We start from the raw sequence: 25,130 nt of genomic DNA, 5'->3' as shown, positions 1-25,130 counted from the left end.
CCGGTGGTGTAACATTTGAATCAAAAGCAAGCGCTCATCATAACTTTAGTCTTAGGTGTACTAGGCGGGCTGGCCAATCTGTTGCCAATTTGGTTTTTGGATAGCTCAGAGTTTCTTTTTGGCCAGCTGTTTGTTCTATTTATCCTGCTACTATGCGGATGGCGCTATGCCATTATAGCTGTGTTTATTGGTGCCGGCTTTATTTGGTATCGATGGGAGCATGCTTGGCCCTCTGTGGTTTTTTTCTTCGAAGTGTTGTGGCTTCACTTTGTTTGTGTCCGTTTCGCTAAGCCATTTTTTGTTCGGGGTATCGTTTATTGGATTTTGCTGGGTTTACCTGCCTTATTTATTTTTGGCTACTTTGCCCTCGAACTGCCGTTACTCGTTATATTCACTGCACTGGCTAAATACCTAATCAATGCTGGTATTTGCCTCGCTGTGGTTGATTTGCTGAGCTTTTTCTTTACACGCAGCAAGTGGCAAGGGATGCCGCTCAATCAAATTCTAAATTCTACCGTCAACCTTGTTATCGTTTTGGTTGTATTGATGACAACCGTTGTATTGACAAACAATTACTATAAAAGAATTGAAGCTGAGATAAAAACACAGCTTGAAGAAGCCTCAGGTTCAATTGTCGCTCAAATTGATGACTACCTTGATGCATATCGTCGCGCGATGGTGATATCCGCAACAGATGTATCCTTAGGGATTGATGCCGACTATGTTATCGAGCGTTTGCTAAAAACTCATGCAAATTTTAGAACCGCGATTGTCGCGGACAAAGATGCTAATGTTACTCACCTTTATCCGCAGCATTTTGCTGATACGATGAAGGGAACAAATGCCAATGTATCTGATAGAGATTATTTTATTAAAGCACCTGAATACCCCGAAGGATTTGTGTCGGGCATATTTCAAGGACGAGGTTTTGATGAAGCACCTATCGTAGCAATTTCAGCACCAATCTTTATCGCCGAAGAGTTTAAAGGGATTGTGGAAGGGTCTTTAATATTTGGCTCGTTTGAACGCTTTATTCCAAAAATTCTTGCTGAAGATGCCAATTTGATTGTGTTGGATAAACATAAAAGGGTTGTCTATAGCTCGTTAAAGACCGAATTTAAAACCCTAGATATGCCAAGTGATGTGGTGTTGCAAGCCCTATTTGATAAGGAATCCTCAACTTTTGAAGACTCGACTGAGCAGATCTTATTTAAACAAACTGCGGTATCTAAACAATATGAATGGTCAGTTATCACTATGCTTGACCGTAAATATCTTAACTTAGTTGCTGCTGAAGCTTGGTCAGATGCATTGGGACTTGCGCTTGCGATTATTGTATTGAGCTCTATTTTTGTCCGTCAGCTCACGCGATTGTTGGTGCGTCCAATTGTGGCGCTCAGTCATGATATTCGTGCTTACGAACCTTCAACTTTAATCGAAAATTCGGCCAATGCAGATAGCAGCTTTCTAGAAATAATTGAGTTGCAGCAGCAGTTCAATCAGTTGGCTTTCAAGCTAACACTGAGTTTTACAAAACAAAACCAAGCCAGCTTAGAAAACGAAAGACTTAACCGCAAGCTTACCGACTTCAATCGTGAGTTAGAGCAGCAAGTCGCTGAGAAAACGGAAGAGCTAACCAAAGCCGTTGAAGCCGCTAACGCCGCCAACCATTCCAAGAGCCGATTCCTCGCCAATATGAGCCATGAAATTAGAACGCCGTTAAATGGAATTATCGGTATGTCGGATAGCTTAATCAGAGAGCAAAGCCTTAGCAATGAGATGGCAGACCAAATAACAATCATACGGCAATCGGCAAAGAATCTAATGCTTATCCTCAATGATATTTTGGATTATTCTAAAATTGAGGCGGGTGCTTTGAAAATAGAACGTCGAGTTGTGAACTTGCAAGAAATGCTCGACAGTTTGGTCAGCATTTTTAAAATTTCCAATGTCAGATATGGCGTTGAGTTTAAGTACGAAAAGGGGACGGAACTACCTACATACCTTGAGTTAGATGAACTACGTGTATCACAAGTGGTAAATAATTTACTCAGCAATGCTGGAAAGTTTACCAACAAAGGCCAGATCACATTCTCCGTCCATTATGACAGTGGGATATTAAAGTTTACCGTCGCTGACACTGGGATCGGCATTTCAAAAGCGCAGCAGGAAACGTTATTTCATGAGTTTACTCAAGCAGATCTTTCAACCACAAGAAAGTTTGGTGGTACTGGACTTGGCTTAGCCATTTCTAAAAAACTAGTTGAAGCGATGCATGGTGAGATAAGGATTCACAGTGAGCTTGGGCTTGGTAGTCAATTCTATGTAGATATTCCGGCCTCAAAAGGACAGGGCGTCAAGAGAGAACAAAAAGAAGTTGGGGCACCTGATTTCAACGGCCTTGATATTCTATTGGTAGAAGACAATAAAATTAACCAAGTGGTTGTTGGTAAGTTGCTCGAGAAAACCCATTGCTTGTTAGACAAAGTGGACGACGGAGTCGAAGCTTTAGTAGCGATGAAGGCGAAGAACTATGCCTTGGTTTTAATGGATTGCCAAATGCCGAATATGGATGGTTTTGCTTGTACCAAAGCAATCAGAAACGAGCCAAATATTTATGGTAATCCACATATTATTGCGATAACAGCCAACGCCTACGAGGAAGATAAACAAAAATGTATCCAGGCGGGCATGGATGATTTTATTGCAAAACCCATTGATATTAATGAACTCTATCAAAAACTTAGTGAATGGCAGCGCTCAGAATTGCCTGATAGTGAAACGCTAGATAAGGGCTAACGCTTAGGTTGGCCTGCAGTCACAACATTAAAGTATTAAGCCCGAGATCAAGCTCTTGAGCGTTCATGCTGCTCGTAAAATGCCAGTAAATCGTCAATCGCCATAGGCTTTGCGAAGTGATAGCCTTGCATATATTCACAGCCTACGTCTCTTAGGTAATTAAGCTGAGATTCTGTCTCGACACCTTCTGCAATACACTTCATGTTTAAGCTTTGTGCCAGTAAATAAATGGTTCTAATGATAGATTTATTCGCGGGTTTTGCGCTCATGTTACGTACAAACCCTTGATCAATTTTTATGATATCAAGAGGGAACTCATTCAGATACGTAAGTGACGAAAAGCCGGTGCCGAAGTCATCGAGTAGCAATACAAAGTCAGCCCGTTTCATTTCGTTGATAGTTGCCCGAGCCTTAACCATATCAGACATAAAGATTGACTCGGTGATTTCAAGTCTTAAACACCGATTAGTGAGACCATGCGCTTTTAAAATCTCAGTGAATTGGTGCGCAATGTCTGAGCGTAAAATATGAACTGCGCTTAAATTAAGAGATAAATAAAAGTCGGGTTCTTGTTTAAACAATGGACGCAATTCTATCAAGGCTCTGATAAGCGCTTGTTCAGTCAAGGTTTCAATCAAACCGCTTTCTTCTGCTATTGGAATAAAATCGCATGGAGGAATTGGCATGTCATTATTGCGCCAGCGCATAAGTAATTCGACGCCTGCAAGCTGACCTGTTGTGGTATTGATGATCGGCTGATAGTGATTGAAAAACTCACCGTCTTTAACCGCCGTTTTCATTGCGGTTTCTAACCGAAGCTTTTTACTGATCTCTTCATTCATTGACTCAGTAAAGAACTTGAATGCATTTCTTCCCGACTGCTTTGCATGGATCATGGCGATATCCGCGTTACGGATCAAGGATTCTGAATCCGGTGCATCGAATGGATAAACCGCAACGCCAATACTGGCAGATACACTCATGGTGATCCCATCAATTTCAATACGTTCGGGTATGTGCTTCACTAAGCGGGTAACTACTTCACTCACATATTCGATACTAGGGAAGGACTTAATTAGCACGAGAAACTCATCGCCGCTCTGTCTTGCTAAGATACAGTTATTGTTAATTTGCTCTTTGATCCGCTTAGTTATCGCGACCAGTAATTTATCGCCGATATGGTGTCCGTAGGCATCATTGATTGGTTTAAATTTATCTAAATCAATAAATAGCAGGGCGCAGCTTTGCTGTGTATTGTTTGCGTTAAACAGTGCAAATTCAATATGCTGTAGCATTAAGCTGCGATTTGGTAGCTCCGTCAAAGCGTCGAAATTGGCGAGATATCTAAGTTCATTCTCGGCTTTTTTCTGCTCTGTCAGATCGGTAACAACGACCACGAAGTATTGGAGGTTCACATTGTCTTTGGAAACCGCGCTAATACTAAGTTGAACTGGGTGCACTTTATCCCAGCCGTCTGTAACTTGAACTTCCTGTCTTAGATATTGATTCGGTCCAAGAGATTTTAAATTTGCAATTAAACCGTGGAACTTCTTTTGCCCGATAGCATTAACAAAACGCTCAGTCGTTAAGTCGTTTAACGCTTCGTTTTCCTGCAGTTGAAACGCTCTACAGAAGCTACTATTGACTGAAATGGGTTGTAAATTAGGGTCTAAAATCAAAATCCAATCGTTCACTTGGCTGAAGGCCTCGCCCAGCATATTTGCGCGCATCTGGTTCGCTTTTTGCGTGGTTACATTGGTATAAATGCCGTGCAGTTCAGTGGCTTTACCTTGTGAGTCAAATTCTGCGACTTGGCCAAAGTCGTGAAACCAATGCCAATTATTGTCTGCGCAGCGCAGTCGATAAGATAGGGAGAGCTGCTCTTTAGTTGGGTTAGAAATAAATTTCTTCCAAGCACGCTCGACGAGTTCTCTATCATCCGGGTGAATGGCGTTATAGTGCTCTTGCAGCGTCATGGTATCGCTCTCAAAGCCCAGCGCTTCGGCCCGCTGTTGTGTGATCTGGCGTGCAGCGAGATCCGCCGACCAAACACCGCTTTTGGTTGATTTCAACGCCAGTTTTGTCTGTCTTCCCGCATGCGTAACGGCTCTAAGTGCCGTTTCAAGCTGACGTTGTTTTTGTTTGTGCTTAATAATGATGAGCAATATCAGCGCGAATGCACTTAGACTGTATAAGCTTAATGCAAAAGGCGAGCGCCAAGGAGAGTGGGCAACATTAAAGCGCAAGTTGAGTGCGTTGCTAAGGTCTTCACTGTCAAGTGAACGCGGTGCAATGATTAACTGATAATCACCAGGGAGTAATTGATTTAGAAAAACTTTATTTCGTTTTAAGCTTGAAAACGTCAGTGCACTTGGGCCATGTAAAGAAGCTTGGTATTGAATGTGATGATCGGCATTGAAGTCAAAGTCAGAAAACTGTAGCTCTATGCCCATGTCGTCAAACTTAAAATCAAGTGCTTGCAAAATTGCGTCAGGGGCTAAGTAGGTTTGATCTCTGCTTAAGATATCCATTTGGGTGATCAGTAGTGGGCGGCGCTTAACAGCACTATCTGAAAACTGCTCCGGATCGAAAGTAATAGAGCCGTTTACTGTGCCGAACATCAGCTTACCAGATTCAAGTGCTGCTGCAGCGCCGCCGTTAAACTCGAGCGTCGGCAGACCTTGATTCGTTCCGAAGGTTTCCAAGACTTTATTTATTGGGTCAAATCTAAACATGCCGCGTTGACTGCTGGCCCAAATCATTCCATCTCTATCTAACAGGAGGTTGTAGATAGCATTACTCATCAAACCTTGTTCAGTCGTTAGCTTGTATTCTTCGGCGTAAGTATCTTTATTGATCCCGACAAGACCTTCGGTTGAGGTTGCCAACCATAGCGTTCCTGCTCTATCTACTACCCAACTATTAACGGCTGAGACCAAGTATTTATCCGATTTGTTGTAAATCGTTGTTAGGGTATCTGTTGACTCATTATATTTGACCAAACTGATATCCGTACTTATCCAATATTCATCATCGGTCGCATCCAAAGGTGGCAGGATCAAAAAGCTTTGTGCCGCTGCCAGCTGTTTTGATAATCCCTCTAATGCGCGTACCGTATTGGTGGCTGCATCATATTCGTAAAATCCATTGCTATTGATAAATGGAAACTTGCTTTCTGAATACTTAGCGATACCCCAACTATATGGCTCAAGTTTGTCACCACTTTCAAGCGTAATTGGGCTTAGCTGTTTGGTGTCGATGTTAAATAGCGCGGTCTCTTGAGTTGTTTGGATTAGAAAGGTATTTTCGTCGAAATGTGAAGAATCAAAAATAGAGAATACGGCATCTGCTCCGTATAGTGCTTTTGCATCTCTATTTTGCAGGTAGCTAGATTTCAATTGCCGAGTGCTTAAATCAAACTCGTTAATGCCGTTATCTGTACCAAGGAGCACCGTATTTTGGCTGGTAGGATGAATTGACCAGATATTGTTATTGGCAAATCTGTCTTGAGTACTGATGAATGTGGTAAAACGTAGCGAGCTGGAAGGCCATAAATATGCGCCATCATTATATGTACCCATCCATAGGTTGTTGTTTCTATCTGCGTAAAGCTTAGTGATACTGGGATTAGTGAGGCGATATTGTCCCTCGGTTAAGGATAGGACTTTTGAGCTGGTTTTTTTTCTTCTATCAATAAGAAACAGTCCATGCTCCGTAGCAATAAACTCGCCATAGGGAGTGATTTGGTGTCCCCAAATATTTTTCTCAGAAACAAGCTCATAGCTTTTTGAAGCAACCAGTGTTTGGTTACTGACTGGAATGACATATAAACCTTCTACAGTACCAACAAGCAGTCCCAACGATGGGTCGCGTTTGAGTAATTTAACATCATGACTGAGTTCTGATTTTGAATCAGTGTAATTTATTTGCTCTACATTTCCGGTTGCAAGAGAATAAGTGAACAGGCCTTCTGTTGTACCAATAATCACAAAGTTACCAATAACGTTTATGGCGCGAATGTAACTACTTGGTTTGAAGTGAGTGAGTAATTCAGATTTTAACGTATTGCTGTCTAATGTGTAGAGGTCGCTTTCAATGGAGAAAATGATATTTTCTCGATGACCAATAGCTGTGGCGATGGGTTTTAGAACTGCGTTACTGTCTTGGCGTTTACCGTCGTAGATTTGTTGAATTGTATAGTCATCAACATTCAGTAAAAACGCGCCGCTGGCACCTGTAGAGATCAAAAGCTCATCATTCGATATATTGAATAACCCAACTATTTCTTGTTCATCAAGGCCCTTAGAAGCGGCAATATTAATGAGCTGATTGCCATCATAACGGTTTAGTCCTTGCAGAGTACCTATCCAAATGAAACCATGTTTGTCTTGTGTTATAGAAGTGATTGCAGACTGGCTTAACCCTTCCTCCACAGAGAAACGAGAAGTATATTGGCCGAAGTTATGGGCGTGGCTAGGCGCGACTATGCAACACAAAGAAAATAATATAAAAAAACACAATAGCGCTTGCTTCATTAAAAGACCTTTCTCTATCCAATCTTATTTAGTCCTTTAACAACATGTTACCAAATCAAACTAAGCTGATCCGCGCTAATAAAACTGTTAGCGGTGACGCGCAGTCTAGCGGAAATACTAGATTGAAATCAACTTAAACCTTGGTTTTTATGCAATGTATTTAACAATTTATACATGTTTAAGGTTTGTCATTTGTAGCAAATAAAACAATCTATTTGGATGCAAGAGCACCCTCACTCTTATGTCTAAAGTAACGCTTATCAAGTTAATTTAAGCGTAGCAGTTTTATTGGATTTTTCTTAATTTTATAGAAATAAACGTCGGCTTGAGTACGACGTTTTACGAAGCGTGAATAACTAAGTCTTTATAGCAGCTTACAAAGAAAAATAATTCGCATTTATAGCTAAGATATGTGTTGATAATTGTTATCGTTTAGATTAGACTTGTTTGCAGTTAATGAGTTTGAGATTGGTTTTCATTTATGTACGTATGCATTTGTCATGGTGTTACAGATAAAAAGATTGCAGAGACTATAGATAATGGTGCTCGTTCAATGCGTGATCTTAGCCAGACATTATCTGTTGGTAAACAGTGCGGAAAGTGCTGTAACTGTGCGAAGAAAATTTTAAATGAAAAGCTGATTGCTATTGTTGATGTCACTGATCAGGTTGCGTAACAATACATTATCACGCAACCTCAATTAAATACTTATAGTTGAGACTGTAAGTAGTTTTCTATTCCCATCACCTTAATTAGGTGCTGCTGAGTTTCAAGCCAGTCAATTTGCTCTTCTTGCTCATTTTGAATTTTGTCTAGCGCTTCACGGCTAATGTAATCTTGCTTTTCTTCACACAACTTAATTGCTGCTTGCAGGTCAACCAAAGACGCTTGCTCAAATGCCATATTGCAATCAATCATCTCAGCGCTGTTTTCACCAATCTTTAAACGACCTAAATCTTGTAAATTAGGTAGGCCTTCTAAGAACAAAATTCGCTCGATAAGGCGGTCAGCGTTTTTCATTTTTTGGATTGAAACTTTATAATCCGCTTTATCTAACTGGCTAAAACCGAAGTCTTTAAACATACGTGCGTGCAAAAAGTACTGATTGATTCCCACTAACTCATTGGCCAATACTTTATTAAGCGCTACGATTACTTCTCTATCACCTTTCATTTGTAGAGTCCTTAATTAAAGCTGAGATTGGATATAATTCGGAGCACCGATAAGATCAATCAGGCGAATTTGCTGCTCTAGCCAGTAAACATGATCTTCTTCTGTATCAAACAACAGCTTTTCAAGCGTTTCACGAGATTGGTAATCTTGCTCTTCTTCACAGATTTTGATTGCTTCTTTAACGCATTCGACGACTTCAAGCTCCAGTTTTAAGTCGTTTTCCATCATAGATTTAACATCTTGGCCGATGAGTAGATCACGACGTTTTGTCATGTTAGGTACCCCTTCCAAGAAAAGAATGCGTTTGATCAACCAATCTGCATGCGTCGTTTCTTCTTCACGTTCGTGCTCAAGGCGTTGGTATAGTTTGCTCAAACCCCAATCTTCGTACATACGTGAATGGATGAAATATTGATCGATAGCTGCAAGCTCATTGGCTAATAGCTTATTGAATGCGTCGATGACTTTTTGTTTACCTTGCATGCTGTTACCTCAAACTGTGAATATGCGGCTAGTCTAACGGATTTATATGATGTGTCAATGAAAAATCTTTATAAAACATAGTGTTATATATTGATTATAATTCGCATTTAAGTTGATATTTTGGCCTAACAATGCAAATTATTGTTATTTCATTTTGAGTGAGATCAGTAATGACAGCAAAAAATAAGACTTAAAGCTTAGCACTGCTATTGACAGGACAAGTGCAGGTGGTAAATTGACAACGATCTTTTGTGTTAAAGAGAAATGTAGATTTGAATAAGCTAATCCTGATTTTTGTGATGCTTCTACTTGCGGTGCAATCCGTAAGTGTATTTGCGTCTGAATCTAGCTTCCATCAAATTGAAGTGTCTCACCTCCAACATACTCACGACCATGCTGAAGATGTGCAAGCAGACCCCAGCGGACATCATACAAAAGATTGCCACCACTGTGGTCATTGCAGTGGGACGCATTTGAATTTAGTGATTTTAAAATCTTTTATCCCCTTTGAAATGCGACCAAATAGCGAAATTTATCCTCAATCAGACCCCAAAGTGCGCGCTTTTGTAGAGCAAGCACATCGTCCACCGATCGCTTAAGTAGCGGTTATCATTGAAGGCGCGATCTCAATTTGACTTAACTAACCTGAGTTTAGGTTAATGAGTAAATTGATAAATCTAACTTAGCGCAAATTCGTGCTTGTGAGTAAACAACTAGGCCTGTGTTCTATGCTTATGTGTTTTGCTTTCAGTGATACTGCCCACTCCGTTTATACCAATTGTATTTAGTAAATAAGCTACTTTAACACTGATTGGTATTACTCCTTCTTAGCTGATGACGTTGATTACAGATAACCCACGTCTGCTTGAGAAGCGCATTCTTGTTCGCAAATTGGCACTGTAAAAGCAATGCTTGGTGCAATTCGCTAAACAAGCTAACGGTTTTGAACGTCAACTTACGTTCTTGAGTAAAAGAGTATCGAATGACAAACTTTAAAATTTTCTCCATCTATTTCGCGGTGAACGCGCTTTTTAGCTCGCTGGCATATGCCGGCGACGGTCATGAAGAACATGAAGAGGAAGAAAATGCTATCGTACTAACACAGCAGCAAATGCGTTTTGCTGGAATTCAGACCAAAGAAGTCAAGCTTGAAAACCATGCGCGCTTTTATTTTGCACCAGGAGAAGTAAAAGCTAATGGCTATACCAGCTATTTAGTATCGCCAAGAGCCGATTCAATCGTGTTAAAGCGCCATACTACGCTTGGCTCTATGGTAAATATTAACGACCCACTTATCACCTTGTTCTCAGAAGCAATGGCGCAGGCCCAAGCGCAGTATTTGGTGGCTTCAACAGAGTGGGATAGAGTGAAACGCTTGAGCAAAGAAACCATTAGTGAGCGCGAGCGTGTTCAGGCAAGTGCCGATTTTAGTTCGGCTTATTCAAAGTTATTGGCACTTGGCGTAACAGAAAAAGAGATTAAAGAAATAGCCACTAAGCCCGCCAGTGAACTTGGCCAATATACGCTCGTTGCTGAGCGCGAGGGGGTGGTAACTCAAGATGCCTTTACTCAGGGCCAGCATGTTGCTTCTGGCACAACTTTAATGGCAATCACTGATGAAAGCGAGCTATGGGTGGAGGCCCGTTTACAACCCAACTCTCAACTTTCGTTAGAGGTTAATTCTAAAGCATTGATTAGTATAGAAGATCAGCAATACGCAGCTCGTGTTATTCAAGAAGCGCATACTATAGACCCCATTACTCGAACTCGGCAGATCCGGCTATTGGTTGAAAATAGTGACGACAAGCTACACGCAGGGATGTTTGTTAACGTCAACTTTATCATACCATTGAAAGAGCCAACCATTGCGTTACCTGTAGACGCGTTAAGTCGTAGTCCTGACGGTGATTGGGTGGTGTACATCGAAGAAGCGCCCGGCGAGTTCCATCCCAAAGAAGTGACTTTAGGTGAAGACTTTGGCGCTCAGGTCGAAGTTATCGGTTTGGCTGTGGGTGAGCGCGTGGCCGTTACCGGAGCATTCTTTATTGCCTCAGAGCAAGCCAAAGCTGGCTTCGATCCGCATAACCATTAAAGGGGGCCTTACCATGTTTAATCGAATTATCGATTGGTCTGTAAACAATCGGCTTCTAATTATTCTTTTTTTACTCGTTATCACAGCAACTGCTAGCGTGACTATTCCAAAACTCAACTTAGATGCGTTTCCCGATGTAACGAATGTGCAGGTTGCGGTGAATACTGAAGCGCCGGGACTGGCAGCGGAAGAGGTTGAGCAGTTAATCACCTATCCAATTGAGGCTGTGATGTATGCCTTGCCTGATGTGCAGCAAGTGCGTTCAATTTCTAAAACAGGTCTATCTGGTGTTACGGTGGTATTTAAGGAAGGCACCGATATCTATTTTGCCAGACAGTTGGTATTTGAGCGCCTCCAAGCTGCAAAGGAGTTGATCCCAAGCGGTGTGGGTACGCCAGAAATGGGGCCAAATACATCCGGGCTTGGTCAAGTATTTCAATATATGCTGATGAGCGAGCCGAACTCTGAATATGATGCAATGGCCTTGCGTAGTCTCAATGACTGGGTGGTCAAGCTGTTAATTATGCCAATTGACGGAGTAACTGATGTATTGGCCTTTGGCGGCGATGTGCGTCAGTATCAAGTCAATATCGACCCAAATAAGCTATTGGCTTATGCACTCACTCAGCAAGATGTAGTGAGTGCCATCGAGCGTAATAACCAAAATGTCGGCGGCTGGTATTTAGAGCGCGGTCAAGAGCAGTTGGTGATCCGCGGAACTGGCTGGTTTCAAAGTGGGGAGAAGGGGATCCAGGAGATTGCCAACGTGCCCGTCAAAACCATTGATGGTACGGTCGTGACTGTGGCTCAGGTTGCCACTGTATCGATTGGTGGAGAAATCCGTCAAGGCGCGGTGACGATGTCTAGAAAAAGTGCCTCTGGTGAAGTGGAACAGCTCGGTGAAGTCGTAACAGGTATAGTGCTCAAGCGAATGGGAGCAAACACCAAAGCAACCATTGATAGCATTAACAACCGCGTGGAACTTATTAATAAAGCATTACCTGAAGGGGTAAGGTTTGAGCCGTTTTACGATCAGTCGGATCTGATCAGCAAAGCAGTACAAACAGTCGTTGAAGCCTTGGCACTGGCATTTATTTTTATCGTTGTGGTGCTCGCGCTGTTTTTAATGAACCTGAGAGCGACTTTTCTGGTGCTCATTTCAATTCCTATTTCAATTGCCATTGCACTTGTGGTTATGGCGTGGCTTGGCGTATCGGCCAACTTAATGTCGCTAGGCGGTATCGCAGTCGCGATAGGGATGTTAGTTGACGGCTCAGTGGTGATGGTAGAAAACATCTTTAAACACCTAACAAGGCAAAAGGAAAGCGATGACTTCTCTGTAGGACTCATTGTTGAGCTCGCAGGAAAGGAAGTGGCGAGGCCAATCTTTTTTGCTGCCAGTATTATCTTAGTGGTGTTCACCCCGTTATTTAGTTTTGAAGGGGTTGAAGCTAAACTATTTCAACCTATGGCAATCAGTATTATTTTGGCTGTTATTGCGGCGATATTTGTTGCCCTTATCATTGTCCCAGCACTTGCGACCTACTTATTTAAACATGGTGTTAAAGCGCGAGAGAGTATTATTCTCGTCGTGCTAGAAAAAGGCTACCGCTGGACGTTAAATCGGGTGTTGCATAGGCAAAAGTTGTTGATGGCAATGGTCATATTATTGATGGCGGCGGCCGGTTTTACGTTCACTAAAATTGGTACCGAGTTTGTCCCAGAACTTGAAGAAGGCACCATCAACTTAAGGGTAACGCTGGCACCTTCCGCCAGTCTTGAAACCGCGCTGAATGTTGCGCCTGAGCTGGAAAAAATGTTGCTCACTTTTCCTGAAGTAAACTACGCGCTGAGCAGAATTGGTCGAGCGGAGATCGGTGGTGATCCTGAACCGGTAAATAACATTGAAATCTATATTGGCCTTGCGCCAGTAGCACAGTGGCAAAGCGCAAATAATCGCTACGAATTACAAGCTTTGATGGAACAAAAGCTATCGGCTTACCCCGGCTTACTGTTTAATTTTTCACAGCCTATTGCGACGCGTGTCGATGAATTACTCTCAGGTGTTAAAGCGCAGTTGGCGATTAAGTTGTTTGGCCCAGACTTAGCTGTGCTTGCAAAAAAAGGCAAGGAAATTGAAGCGGCCGTAACGCAAGTTGAAGGAACAGAGGGCGTACAACTTGAGCAAATAGCTGGTGAGTCACAGCTGATCATTACCCCAAAACGTCAAGCGTTATCGCGCTATGGTTTAGCTGTTGGCGACGTTATGGCATTAGTGCAAGATGGCATTGGTGGCAGTAAAGCGGGGCAGGTCATCAACGGTAACGAACGCTATGATATTTATGTCCGCTTGGCACCTAAGTACCGTCAAAGCAAACAGACCATTGAAGAAATACGTTTACAATCAAGTTCAGGGGCGTGGATCCGGTTGGCTGATGTTGCGAATGTTGAATATCAATCTGGTCCACCGCAAGTAAGGCGAGATGACGTTCAACGTCGAGTGGTGATCCAAGCTAATGTGCAAGGTCGGGATATGGGCAGTGTAGTAAGTGATATTCGCGCGGCTATTGATAGTAAAGTTGACTTACCAACAGGTTATGGTGTCGAAATAGGAGGTCAATTTGAAAACCAGCAACGAGCACAAAAACGCTTGGCAATCGTGGTGCCGCTATCTTTGGCGCTAATAGCACTCTTGCTTTACTTTGCATTTGGTTCAATGGCTCAGGCTGGGCTTATTTTAGTGAACGTGCCGCTTGCGGTTATTGGTGGGGTATTTTCTTTATATATCTCAGGGCAATATCTATCGGTCCCAAGCTCGGTTGGGTTTATCACCTTATTCGGTGTCGCGGTACTCAATGGTGTGGTCATGGTTGAGAGCATAAACCAGCGATTGGCTGCGGGAGAATCGCTTCATTCAGGTGTCTTTGAGGGAGCAATTTCAAGGCTTAGACCCGTGCTTATGACTGCGATAACCTCAGCACTTGGACTTATTCCTATGCTGTTATCGACAGGAGTGGGCGCTGAAATTCAAAGGCCGCTTGCCAGTGTAATTGTTGGTGGATTATTAACGTCAACCTTGCTGACTTTGTTTGTATTGCCAGCACTTTATCCACTATTCTCAAAGCAAATTAAAAATTCGTAATGCCTGTGGGGGCCATTGAAAGTGGCCCCTTCTTCGGATCAATAAATAGGATTGAGTATGTCTCATGCACATCATCACCATCATGGAAACAAGCTCGGTTGGGCCGTATTTGTTAATATTCTACTGAGTGTCGCGCAGGTCGTTGGTGGCATTCTTTCTGGCAGTCTCTCTTTGGTTGCTGATGCGTTACATAATTTAAGTGACGCCGGTGCGCTTATTATCGCGTTAGTCGCTCAAAAAGTTGCAAGAAAGCCGGCCTCACTTGAACTCACTTATGGCTATCAACGCGCTGAAATAATCGGGGCGTTAATAAATAGCGCGACACTCATTGTTGTTGGGGTTTATCTGCTATTTGAGGCGATTTCTCGATTTTTAAATCCAGAGCCAATTGATGGCTGGATAGTGGTGTGGCTCGCGGCCTTGGCGTTAGTTATCGATGTTATCACAGCGCTTATTACCTATTCTGCAGGTGCAAAAACCAGCCTAAATATTCGTGCGGCATTTATTCACAATGTTTCTGATGCTGCGGCTTCCGTTGCGGTGATAGTGGCTGGAACATTAATCATCTTATATCAATGGTATGTGGTGGATCTTATCGCCACTGTGTTGATCTCCGCGTACGTGATTTACCATGGCGTAGAACTGAGTAAAAGTAGTATTAGAATTCTCATGCAGGCAACGCCAGATAATATGAATATTCAAGAAGTGAAGGAATACCTTGAGACTCAAGAGAATGTTAAGACAGTAAGCCATATTCATGTTTGGCAGCTCAATGAGCATGAATATATTTTAGAGGCGCAAGTTATCATTACGTCCTTGAGCGACCAAAGCACGCTAGTGCGGTTAAAAGAGGGGTTACAGTCGCGGTTTGGATTGTCGCATACCACACTTGAATTAACCGAGGACTCTTTGGTAACACATCAGTGTGTAGAAATTAAATAAATACAAATGAAAATGGTTTGCATTAATGTTTGTGTGATCGTATAGTGCCCCAATAGCTTATACTGGTTTGCTTGCACAAGTAAGCTAGTTCGGTAATAGGGTAGAATATGAAAAATCGCATGGACCTTAGTGCAAATCGCTTCGCCAGCGGAGCTTGCGCGTTATCTTCAGTGCTGTCACCTTGGCAAGCTAAAATACTCTCTGGTAATCAAGCATATCAAGCGCAAATATTTCTGCGTGCTCGTGACGAATATCAAGTTGCATTGACACTCGCAACAGGTATTTTAGATGAGTTTTTATTATGCCAAAAAGACAGTGTCGTGATGAGTGCCATAGCGCACAGTTTACCTGCTGTCGTGGTATCCGCGCATAATCTAGCTGACACCTTTATTGCACTTGATCAACCAAATAGAGCGTGCCAGCAACTTATCTCAATCCATCTGAAGATACATGCAACCTACCTTGAATATAACAACGAACTTGCACCTATCGTCTTGCATCATTTGCATAAAACTCGACAAGAGTTAATCCATTTTGCAAAACGCTATCCGCACTTACCTGAGCTGATTCATCAAATTAACGAAGCGATGCTGGTTACGCACCTGCATTCTCGCGTTTTACATTAACATTTGGAGGTCGAATGGCTTATACCTTACCTGAGTTACCGTACGCATATGATGCACTGGAACCACATATCGACGCGAAAACGATGGAGATCCATCATACTTTGCATCATCAGACATATATAAATAAAGCAAACGCCGCGTTAGAGGGGACGGAGTTCGCAGGTAAAGACACCGAAACGTTGCTGAGAAATATTAAAACGTTACCTGAAAACTTACAAAAAGCAGTGCAAGAACATGTCGGCGGGCACAATAACCATAGTTTGTTTTGGCAAATTATGACTCCAAATTATGCGCCTCTATGTGACGGGCCGTTAAAACAAGCGATAGAAAGTGAGCTCGGTGGTTTTGATAGCTTTAAAACTGAATTTACAAACGCTGCTGTCAGTCGATTTGGCAGTGGCTGGGCATGGTTAGTTGTAGATGAAAATGGCAAGTTAGCGGTGACGAGTAGTCTTAACCAAGATAGTCCCTACATGGAGCAGCACACCCCAATATTGGGTTTAGATGTGTGGGAACATGCTTATTACCTCAAATATCAGAATCGTCGACCAGAATACATCGCGGCTTTTTATAACGTCATTAATTGGTCCGAAGTCGAGCGCAGATATAATCAAGCAATAGGTTAGTACTTTTCCTCAGTTAGTTAAGCCCCTAGCGGGCTTTTTTCATGAATACTCCAAACATGGATGAGTACCAAAAATGGCTAGTTTGCTATAGTGATAGCTATTAGACTGAGTGAAAACGAAGTACGAGCGAAAGTCATGTATACACCAGAGGTTTGTTCTCAAGCTAGGAATAGTCGAGATGCTAGATTTGATGGGTTGTTTTTTGTTGCGGTTAAGAGCACCGGCATTTATTGTCGGCCAATATGTCCAGCACCTGCTGCAAAAGAAAAAAATGTAGAGTATTTTCAGTTTGCCCACAATGCTGCGCAAGCAGGCTTTAGACCTTGTATTCGCTGCCGTCCCGATAGTGCACCTGGTAGTTATGCATGGCTTGGCACGGAAACAACCGCAGTCAGAGCCAAAAAGTTAATCGATGAGGGAGCTTTAATACGTCATTCGACAGAAGATTTAGCCGATAGGTTAGGCATTTCGGTCCGTTACTTAAATAAAGTATTCAATCAATATTTTGGTACCAGCCCTAAACAATATGCACTTTATAAGCAATGTGACTTAGCTAAGCAGCTATTACAGCAAAGTGACCTTCCTGTCACGCAAGTCGCGTTTGCCGCCGGGTTTAATTCATTGCGACGCTTTAATGATGCATTTCAAAAGCTGTATCAGTTATCACCCAGTCAACTCAGGAAAGACGCAGGTAGAGGCTCTGCCATTGCGATTTACTTGTCCTATCGACCGCCGTACAACTGGGACAAAATGCAGCAGTTTTTGGCGATGAGAATTGTGCCCGGTATCGAGTGGTTAACAGAAGATAGTTATGGGCGAACCGTGATGATACAAGGTGAAACAGGGCGTTTCACCGCGACTATCGAACCTGAAAAACATCGCTTTAAAGTGGCTATCGCGCTATCCGATTTATCCTTGTTAGTTCCGATGATTGCGCAGATCAGACGTGTGTTAGATTTAGATGCGGACACCTGTTTTATTGAGTCTCACCTTCATGAAGCCGCGCCTGATTTGCCGTTACAAGAGGGGCTTAGATTACCCGGGATCTGGAGTGAGTTTGAAGCGGGAATGAGAGCTATTTTGGGTCAACAAATCAGTGTTCAAGCGGCGAAAAACTTACTTGCTTTATTAGTTGAAACACTTGGTGAGGTGGCTGAAGATAGCATGCGTTATTTCCCTAAGCCTAAGGCTGTATTTGATAGTGATCTTGCCTTTTTCAAAATGCCTGAGCGACGAAAAGCGGCTATTAAAGCTTTTACTGAGCAATATGTTGATTCGGAACATGTTGAACTTGATAACTGGTTAAATATTAAAGGCATAGGCCCTTGGACCGTCGACTATGCAAAAATGCGCGGATTGAGTCACCCAGACATTTACTTGGGTGGTGATTTGGGTGTCAAAAAGGCAATGGAAAAATCCTTAAAAACAATAGATATCGAAAAGTGTGCTCCTTTTCGTTCTTATTTAACTTTTCAACTATGGCAACAATTATGATTGAAACTACATTAGCCTCGCCCACTGGAGAGTGGATAATACAAGCATCCAATGATGGCTTACGGTATGTCGGATTTTTTCCAAAAACGCGCTACGAGCAAGGGGAAAATCGGCATACAGAAATGGCAAAAGAACAGTTAACTGAATACTTTGCTGGCAAACGTCGGCGCTTTGATGTGGTACTTGATGTGGATGGTACGCACTTTCAAAAGCAAGTCTGGCAGGTGCTGGCACAAGTACCATTTGGTGAAACGCATAGCTATGGTTGGATAGCACAGCGCTTAGGTAACAAGAATGCTGTCCGTGCCGTTGGCGCTGCTAACGGCAAAAATCCAATTAGTATCATCGTGCCTTGTCATCGCATTATTGGTGCAAATGGCAAACTAACAGGATATGCTGGCGGACTTGAAGCGAAAGAGTGGTTGTTGCAACACGAGGGAGTGAGCTTCAAAAAATAGAGTATACTAGTGGTTAATCGTTGTTATTTCGATTGACTACATGTTTGGAGTGAATGTTGAGACTTTTATTTATCGCCTTTTGCGTTTTTACTTCGTGGGCCAGTATGGCAACAGAGGTACGCTTTTGTTATGAAGATAAACATGCTCCACCTTTTATCCATGGCGCAGGACAAACTGTGCCATCGGCAAATCCAGGTGTCACGATCCAGATAGTGCAACAGCTTGACGAGCACGTAAAAGAGGTGAGCTTCACTTACACTCGAAAGCCATGGAGCCGTTGCTTGCATGAGCTGGAAAATGGCAAAGTTGATGCTGTAGTGGCGAGCCACCGAGCGTCTAGAGAAGCGCAAATGGCGTATCCAAAGAATCCCGATGGCACTATTGCTCAGCAATATGCAATTAATCGGATCAGCACTTGTTTACTCAAAAGCAAAACGAATAAAGTAACATTAAACCTGAGCAAAGAAATAGAACTCGCAGTCCCTCGTGGCTATGCTATTCGAGAAAGTATGCCGAAGCACTTTTCTATATTCGAAACCGACTCGTTGGAGCATGCTATTGCACTGGTTGAAAATGAATTACTTGATGCGACCATTGGCCTTTGCCAAATCGGTAATATGCCAATCACGTTATCACCCCCCTTTAACCACTTAGAAGCCGTTTTTCCACCTTTAGAAACGTCGTTTGGTTTTATGGCATTTTCTGAACTGTTTTATCAGCAGCACCCAGAGTTAAGTTGGAAAGTATGGCGTGCAAGTCAGCTTATTAACCTCGATACCTTATATAGTGAGTACTTGCATTCACAACCTAGCCAAATGGATAAGCAATAGATCTTTTAGTCGTTAGCCAGTAAACTAGCGCGAATTTTTATTTTGAAATATCTATTATGGCCCAGCTTTATTTTTACTATTCGGCAATGAATGCCGGTAAATCTACGACTTTATTGCAGTCGGCATTTAACTACCGAGAGCGGGGCATGCGTCCGTTTATTATCACCGCTGCAATTGATAACCGTGCTGGTGTAGGCAAAGTAGCCTCGCGTATCGGTTTAGAAGCTGAAGCGCAGGTTTTTGAAAGCCAAACAGATGTGAAAGTATTACTGATGTCTGCCCATACCGAGAGTAAAATTGACTGTGTATTGGTGGATGAGTGTCAGTTTCTAACAAAATCTCAAGTCGCAGAACTGACGGATATCGTCGATGAGCTGCGGATCCCGGTATTATGTTATGGTCTAAGAACCGATTTTCGTGGTGAGCTGTTCGAAGGCTCGCAATATTTGCTGGCGTGGGCAGATAAATTGATTGAGCTAAAAACCATCTGTCACTGCGGTCGCAAAGCAAATCGAGTGCTTCGCACTGATGAGCATGGCAAGGCTATTGCGGATGGCGATCAAGTTGTGATTGGTGGTAACGATAGGTACGTTTCTCTTTGCAGAAAACACTATAAAGATGCGTTAAACACATAAGCAAATTCAAATTTAGTGTACTGCAAAGAGCCGCTTCTTAGCAGTACACATTCTGTTCAATCTTTACTCAGTATTTTTTCCTACCATAGTCCCATATTTATACGATTTTTTGATTCGAATAACTTGGTAAACCTGCGGATTTGTACCATCCTTAAGAAATAGGAGTAAGGGTGTCATTTTAATGAGTCAGCAGCAGCCATTATCTTTCTTAAACGTTTCAGAACCTGATGAGCCAAACCTAGATGAGTCTACATCTCCCTGGGTTGTTTTGATCGTCGACGACGAGCCTGAAGTTCATGATGTGACTAAACTTGTGTTAACAGCTTATCGGTTTGAATTAAAACCACTCGAGTTGCTTCATGCCTTTAGTAAAAAAGAGGCGATAGAGATACTAAGTAATCGAGATGATGTTGCATTGATCTTACTCGACGTCATCATGGAAAGTGAAGAAGCGGGTTTAGAATGTGCGCAATACATACGTGAAGAACTTGGTTATCATAACGTAAGAATAGTACTTCGTACTGGTCAGCCCGGCAGTGTGCCGGAGCATGAAGTCATGCTGCGCTATGATATCAATGACTATAAAAATAAAACTGACCTCACCAAATCTCGTTTATTCACTATGTTAACCAGCTCGCTGCGCTCTTATCGAGATTTAAATCGACTTGAGTTGTTGACCGATGAACTAACCAAGCTTAACGAAGGGTTAGAAGAAAAGGTCAAGCATCGCACCCAAGAACTTGAATCATCAAATGATGCCTTAAGAGAGGCGTATAACCGCATTGCCGAACAGCAGCAAGCCTTGATCCAATCAGAAAAGCTCGCGTCGGTAGGGCAGTTTGCTGCTGGTGTAGCCCATGAAATTAATAATCCGCTTGCGTACTTGAAAAGTAACTTAGAGTTTGTACAAAGTTCGTTGGTTAAGTTGTATCGAGCTTGGCAATTTTTGGCAAATAATTCGCAACTCTCGCCTGAATGTGCGAAATCGCTGAGTGAATTGGAAAAAGAGTATCAGCTAAACTGGGCCTTGAGTGAAAGTGATGATGTGATGGCTGAAATGCACTCGGGACTTGACAGAATTCAACTGATTGTTAAAGAGCTGAGTGTGTTTTTTGAGAGCAATCAAACTCAGTTTCAGCAAGTAGAATTCTATTCTCAAATTATGGATTCTGTGATGATTAATTTGGAATTGGATGGTACAAACTTGAGCTTGATTGAATTTGAAAAAGGAGAACGGTTTGAATTGCACTGTGCCCCAGCACTCCTAGAACACAGTATTTACTGCCTCATAAAGAACGCCTTGGAAAGTACGGGTAGAATGCGCAAGGCTATTAAAATCAACACGAAAGTTGAGGAGCAAACGCTCTCTATCGATATTTTCGATTGTGGTGAAGGGATTGCGGATAAGCTGGTACATAAAGTATTTGATCCGTTTTATACCACGAAAGCATCAGAAAAGCATGTAGGGCTTGGGTTAACTATCGCATCTAACATCATTAAATCTCACGGTGGTGAACTGATCATAAAATCTACTATCGGTAAAGGCACCAGAGCGACTATAAATTTGCCACTTATTTGAGTTCCATTCTGGTTAATACACTCTCCAGTTATTAAATCTGAGCTTAAACAAATCAGTTAGCTCGTTATCTATCCAATCCTCAAGTTATCTATATTTAGATGCAAAAAGGTGACGACTAACACCTATAGCGCACTATAACTTTAGGTACAGAGTGTCCGCTGCGGACACTTTTTCCGTCCGCGGACATATTTTATCCACTTCTAAAATAAAATAAATCAATAAAATCAACGCTTTAAATTTTGGCACAAAGTTCGCCTCTTTTACTGCATACAAACTAATAAAGAAGATACGTTATGTGGTTAAGTACTGCTTTTTTAATTTCACCCTTGATGATGTTGGCTGTAGCAACGGTTGTGGCGGTATTTGACTCGTTAATTCGAGGAGAATCATTATGATTAAAGACACAAGCGGACAAGACGAAGTGCTCCAAACTGGTAAATCTAAAAAGAAGCTTGGTCTTGTATTAGCGGGTGTTGTAATTATTGCAGCGCTTAGTGCACAAGTCGTGTTTGGTGGACCCAATGCGAGTAGCTCCGTGGCCAAAGATAGAGTGCAAATTGCAGCCGTGACTTTCGGCGAGTTTACCCGCGATATTGCCGCCACAGGTTTTGTCGTTGCTGCAAATGCACCACAAATTTACAGTCCGGAGCAGGGTTATGTCTCTTTACAGGTTAAAGCGGGTGATAGCGTGACTCAAGGTGAAGTGCTAGCCACGGTCAAAAGTCCAACTTTAACCAACCGGCTCCAACAAGAAGAAGCGGAGCTGCAAAGACTGAGTGGTGAGCTTGAAGGGAAAAAGTTAGATGTTAGACGTCAAAACTTGGCGTTAAATCGCTCCTTAGATCTCGCTCGTGTCGAACTATTAGCGGCAGATAGAGAGGACCGACGAGCTCAGTTATCTATCCAAAAAAACCTCATCAGCCAAATTGATTTAGAAGAAGCGCAAGACGACCTCGCGCGGGCAAAATTAAACTTCAATCATGCAGAGCAAGAAGTTGCGCTAGGCAAAGATACCTTGGCCTTTGAACTTAAATCTGTTGAGAATCAGCTTGAGCGGCAACGTTTAATTGTTGAGGAATTAAAACGTCAAGTTGCAAGTTTAGATGTGATTGCGCCGGTTTCAGGCATAGTCGGTAATTTACTAGTTGATCAAAATGCGCTTGTTAATGCCAATCAGGGGTTGATGAAACTCGTTGACCTAAGTGCTTATGAAGCCGAGCTTCAGGTTCCTGAAAGTTATGCGGCAGAGCTTGGACTCGGGATGACCGTCGAGCTCAGGATTGGCAACCAAAATATTTCTGGCGTGTTATCTGCGATTTCTCCAGAAGTAAATAACCGTGAAGTCACCACTCGAGTACGTTTTTCGGACGAAAACATTGATGGCATTAGACAAAATCAACGTTTGTCTGCTCGAATTTTACTAGAACACAAAGAAAACACCTTAATGGTTAAACGTGGTGCTTTCATGAGTGAAGGTGGGCACATCGCTTACAAGCTAAGTGGTGATATCGCTGAGCGAATTGAGATCACCACCGGTACCTCAAGCATCAGTGAAGTTGAAGTGCTTAATGGTTTACAGCAAGGCGATCAAATCATCATCAGTAGTTACGACGCATTCGAACGTGCGCCCAGCATCTTATTAAGATAAGAAGGAAAACAATAATGTTAGCTATGAATAATATCGGCAAAGTATACCAAACTGATATGGTGCAAACACACGCACTCAGAGATTTTAACCTGCAAGTAAATGAAGGTGAGTTTATCGCGGTAACAGGCCCTTCAGGCTCAGGTAAAACGACCTTCTTAAATATTGCTGGGATGCTAGAAGGGTACTCTAGTGGCCAATATATGCTAGATGGAATTGATGTTGGTAAGCTCAACGACAATCAAAGAGCTGATCTGCGAAACCAAAAAATCGGTTTTATTTTTCAAGGCTTTAACCTTATCCCAGATTTAAACTTGTACGAAAATGTTGAAGTGCCACTACGCTATCGTGGTATCAAGGCAGCTGAGCGCAAGCGCAGAATTGAAAACTGTCTAGAGCAAGTTGGCCTTGCTGGCCGCGCAAAACATTTGCCACAACAGTTGTCCGGTGGTCAGCAACAGCGTGTAGCTATCGCAAGAGCACTTGCTGGTGAGCCTCGCTTTTTACTCGCCGATGAGCCAACGGGGAATCTAGATAGTTTAATGGCGCGTCAGGTGATGGAATTACTAGAACAAATTAACCGTGACGGCGCAACGATAGTAATGGTTACCCACGATCCGGAGCTCGCAAGGCGTACACCAAGAAACATCCAAATTGTAGACGGACAGGTTGCGGATTTTACTTTGTATCAAGGTAAAGGTACGGCTTCACAAGCGTTGAAATCTCAGGTAGGAGCGTAAGTTATGTTTGTCCATTACCTTGATTTAGCGTGGCGTAGCCTCAAAGCCACGCCACTTGCAACTAGCCTAATGGCGCTGGCCATTGCTATTGGTATTGGCGTCACTATGGTGAGTTTGTCTGTGTATCACATGATGTCTGCCGATCCAATTCCAAGTAAAAGCAGCAAACTCTATGCTGTACAACTACAAGTGATGGACGAGGGAGAAACCTATCATTCAGCGGATGATATACCCTTTCAGCTGACATTTTTAGATGCGAAAAACCTCTATCAAACGCTAAACATCGACAAAAAAGTCGCGATGTTTAAATCTGGTTTTGCGGTTCATGTAAACAACCCCGAAGTGAACCCCATGTTGCAAACGACACGGCTAATAACCCGAGAGTTTTTTGCCATGTTTGAGTTGAATTTTTTGTATGGTGGAGTGTGGAGCCAAAGCCAAGCAAACAATGCTGCACCTGTGGTTGTTATTGACGAAACTATCGCACAAAAGCTATTTGGCCGCAGTGATGTGGTGGGAGAAAGTATTTATTTAGCGCAGCGAAGATATCAAGTCGTAGGGGTAACTAAGGAGTGGCAGCCAAACGTTAAAATGTATGACTTAAACAATGGCGCGTTTGCTGATGCAGAGCGTATCTTCATTCCCTTCAGTCATGCGGCAGCTTATGAGATTGATACTTGGGGAAATACAAATGGTTGGAAGCGCGAAGAGATTAACAACTTCACGGACAAAATGAATTCAGAAATGCTTTGGACTCAGTTTTGGGTTGAATTAGAGAATGAAAAAGAACAACAAGCGTTAGCAACACAACTAGATAACTACATCCAAACCCAACAAGATTTGGGAAGATTTAACCGTAAAACACGAGAATTTTCACTTCGAAATGTCACTGAGTGGCTTGAGTACAATAATGTAGTCAGTGAAGATAACAAAGTCATGATTGGTTTAAGTTTTATGTTCCTTGCTGTTTGCTTAGCCAATATTCTTGGATTGTTACTGGCGAAATTTCTTAAACGTGCCCCTGATGTTGGCGTAAGAAGAGCACTTGGCGCAAGTAAAACGCAGGTGTTTTACCAACACTTGGTTGAAGTGGCGTTGCTTGGTTTTATGGGGGGAGTAATAGGGATAGTTTTTGCTCAGCTTGGCTTATGGGGGATCCGTAAAACTAGCCATGTCTACGAAAGTCTTGCAACGATGGATGTCTCTATGCTGTTAGCAGCGCCGAGCATCGCTATTGTGACTTGTATTCTTGCTGGGCTTTACCCAGCTTGGATAGTGTGTAAAACATCACCTGCTACTTATTTAAAAGTGCAATAAGGCAATAAGGAGAG

The 25,130-nt window shown here is 42.5% G+C and carries 19 protein-coding genes; 16 read left to right on the top strand and 3 right to left on the bottom strand.

Annotated features, from left to right (window positions below; translation table 11 throughout):
* Positions 1–15 precede the first annotated feature (15 nt).
* Positions 16–2,799, top strand: a complete 2,784-nt coding sequence (locus NO992_RS07415) for a response regulator (RefSeq protein WP_371375689.1) — start codon at positions 16–18, stop codon at positions 2,797–2,799.
* A 47-nt stretch (positions 2,800–2,846) separates the two neighbouring features.
* Here NO992_RS07415 and NO992_RS07410 read toward each other — a convergent pair whose 3' ends face one another.
* Positions 2,847–7,334, bottom strand: coding sequence for an EAL domain-containing protein (locus tag NO992_RS07410; protein ID WP_371375686.1), 4,488 nt, complete (start codon positions 7,332–7,334; stop codon positions 2,847–2,849).
* 481 nt (positions 7,335–7,815) lie between these two features.
* Between NO992_RS07410 and NO992_RS07405 the strand changes: the two genes are divergently transcribed.
* Positions 7,816–8,010, top strand: a complete 195-nt coding sequence (locus NO992_RS07405) for a (2Fe-2S)-binding protein (RefSeq protein WP_010375238.1) — start codon at positions 7,816–7,818, stop codon at positions 8,008–8,010.
* A 32-nt stretch (positions 8,011–8,042) separates the two neighbouring features.
* On the opposite strand, the gene bfr (NO992_RS07400) is transcribed toward NO992_RS07405, so the two are convergent.
* On the bottom strand, positions 8,043–8,507 hold the full coding sequence (gene bfr, locus NO992_RS07400) for a bacterioferritin (RefSeq protein WP_010375235.1): 465 nt from the start codon (positions 8,505–8,507) through the stop codon (positions 8,043–8,045).
* A gap of 15 nt (positions 8,508–8,522) precedes the next feature.
* Positions 8,523–8,990, bottom strand: a complete 468-nt coding sequence (gene bfr, locus NO992_RS07395; RefSeq protein WP_010607507.1) for a bacterioferritin — start codon at positions 8,988–8,990, stop codon at positions 8,523–8,525.
* Between the two features lie 272 nt (positions 8,991–9,262).
* Between bfr (NO992_RS07395) and NO992_RS07390 the strand changes: the two genes are divergently transcribed.
* From NO992_RS07390 to NO992_RS07325, 14 genes are all read left to right on the top strand, one after another.
* On the top strand, positions 9,263–9,589 hold the full coding sequence (locus NO992_RS07390) for a DUF2946 family protein (RefSeq protein WP_010375229.1): 327 nt from the start codon (positions 9,263–9,265) through the stop codon (positions 9,587–9,589).
* 383 nt (positions 9,590–9,972) lie between these two features.
* Positions 9,973–11,082 (top strand): efflux RND transporter periplasmic adaptor subunit, encoded by a 1,110-nt coding sequence (locus NO992_RS07385; RefSeq protein WP_371375680.1) that lies wholly within the window; start codon positions 9,973–9,975, stop codon positions 11,080–11,082.
* Between the two features lie 13 nt (positions 11,083–11,095).
* Positions 11,096–14,224, top strand: a complete 3,129-nt coding sequence (locus NO992_RS07380; protein WP_371375677.1) for an efflux RND transporter permease subunit — start codon at positions 11,096–11,098, stop codon at positions 14,222–14,224.
* Between the two features lie 57 nt (positions 14,225–14,281).
* Positions 14,282–15,166 carry a cation diffusion facilitator family transporter gene (locus NO992_RS07375; RefSeq protein WP_039491658.1) on the top strand — a complete coding sequence of 295 codons (885 nt, stop codon included), beginning with the start codon at positions 14,282–14,284 and terminating at the stop codon, positions 15,164–15,166.
* 107 nt (positions 15,167–15,273) lie between these two features.
* Positions 15,274–15,792 carry a hypothetical protein gene (locus NO992_RS07370; RefSeq protein WP_211857341.1) on the top strand — a complete coding sequence of 173 codons (519 nt, stop codon included), beginning with the start codon at positions 15,274–15,276 and terminating at the stop codon, positions 15,790–15,792.
* Between the two features lie 14 nt (positions 15,793–15,806).
* Positions 15,807–16,418 carry a superoxide dismutase gene (locus NO992_RS07365; RefSeq protein WP_211857339.1) on the top strand — a complete coding sequence of 204 codons (612 nt, stop codon included), beginning with the start codon at positions 15,807–15,809 and terminating at the stop codon, positions 16,416–16,418.
* A gap of 135 nt (positions 16,419–16,553) precedes the next feature.
* Entirely contained in the window at positions 16,554–17,912 is a 1,359-nt protein-coding gene (locus tag NO992_RS07360) for an AlkA N-terminal domain-containing protein (RefSeq protein WP_371375673.1), read from the top strand.
* Positions 17,909–18,370 carry a methylated-DNA--[protein]-cysteine S-methyltransferase gene (locus tag NO992_RS07355; protein WP_017218160.1) on the top strand — a complete coding sequence of 154 codons (462 nt, stop codon included), beginning with the start codon at positions 17,909–17,911 and terminating at the stop codon, positions 18,368–18,370. The genes NO992_RS07360 and NO992_RS07355 overlap by 4 nt, the downstream gene beginning before the upstream one ends.
* A 104-nt stretch (positions 18,371–18,474) precedes the next feature.
* Positions 18,475–19,200, top strand: a complete 726-nt coding sequence (locus tag NO992_RS07350; protein WP_371375670.1) for an amino acid ABC transporter substrate-binding protein — start codon at positions 18,475–18,477, stop codon at positions 19,198–19,200.
* Between the two features lie 56 nt (positions 19,201–19,256).
* On the top strand, positions 19,257–19,835 hold the full coding sequence (locus NO992_RS07345; protein WP_371375667.1) for a thymidine kinase: 579 nt from the start codon (positions 19,257–19,259) through the stop codon (positions 19,833–19,835).
* Positions 19,836–20,016: 181 nt separating this feature from the next.
* Entirely contained in the window at positions 20,017–21,414 is a 1,398-nt protein-coding gene (locus tag NO992_RS07340) for an ATP-binding protein (protein WP_371375664.1), read from the top strand.
* 391 nt (positions 21,415–21,805) lie between these two features.
* Positions 21,806–23,062 (top strand): efflux RND transporter periplasmic adaptor subunit, encoded by a 1,257-nt coding sequence (locus NO992_RS07335; RefSeq protein ID WP_371375661.1) that lies wholly within the window; start codon positions 21,806–21,808, stop codon positions 23,060–23,062.
* A gap of 14 nt (positions 23,063–23,076) precedes the next feature.
* On the top strand, positions 23,077–23,799 hold the full coding sequence (locus tag NO992_RS07330; protein ID WP_371375657.1) for an ABC transporter ATP-binding protein: 723 nt from the start codon (positions 23,077–23,079) through the stop codon (positions 23,797–23,799).
* A gap of 3 nt (positions 23,800–23,802) precedes the next feature.
* Positions 23,803–25,116 carry an ABC transporter permease gene (locus NO992_RS07325; protein WP_371375654.1) on the top strand — a complete coding sequence of 438 codons (1,314 nt, stop codon included), beginning with the start codon at positions 23,803–23,805 and terminating at the stop codon, positions 25,114–25,116.
* Positions 25,117–25,130: the final 14 nt, after the last annotated feature.

It is taken from the genome of Pseudoalteromonas sp. DY56-GL79 (assembly GCF_041414765.1).
Lineage (GTDB): Bacteria > Pseudomonadota > Gammaproteobacteria > Enterobacterales > Alteromonadaceae > Pseudoalteromonas > Pseudoalteromonas piscicida.
The sequence above is the reverse complement of the archived record's forward strand: the minus strand, read 5'-3'. Positions and strand labels throughout refer to the sequence as shown.